General features: G+C 45.0%; 1 protein-coding gene. It reads right to left on the bottom strand.

Features of this window, described 5'->3' with window-relative positions; translation table 11 throughout:
• Positions 1-164: transposase (locus PsWM33_RS26775; protein WP_153039928.1), on the bottom strand; the 164-nt coding region annotated here is incomplete at its 3' end.
• Positions 165-342: the final 178 nt, after the last annotated feature.

Here is a 342-nt window from a genome sequence, read left to right as displayed (position 1 = left end):
GACTGGATCATAGGGGCTTCAAGGCCACCATATTTCGAACGCCATTTATAATAGGAGGCTGCGCTCATACCATGCTCCCCGCAAAGCTGCGCAACGGGAATACCGCTTTCTCCCTGCTTCAAAATTGCAATAACCTGCGCGTCGCTAAAACGAGATTTCTTCATAAATTCAGTCCTCAATATGAGGCAACACTATCTCTACTTTTAAACTCGATCAATTTCAGGGGGGATTACCAGCTGATTCCTGCCTCTATAGCTGGAAGAAATCAGATTTTGATGGCAAGTTTCGGTTCATCAAAAATGAAAGAATTGTTGCTGCCCCTATGGCCAGTTAAGGAGGGTA

It is taken from the genome of Pseudovibrio sp. WM33 (assembly GCF_001623165.1).
GTDB lineage: Bacteria > Pseudomonadota > Alphaproteobacteria > Rhizobiales > Stappiaceae > Pseudovibrio.
Note: the sequence above shows the minus strand (reverse complement) of the source record. Positions and strands in the feature narration are given on the sequence as shown.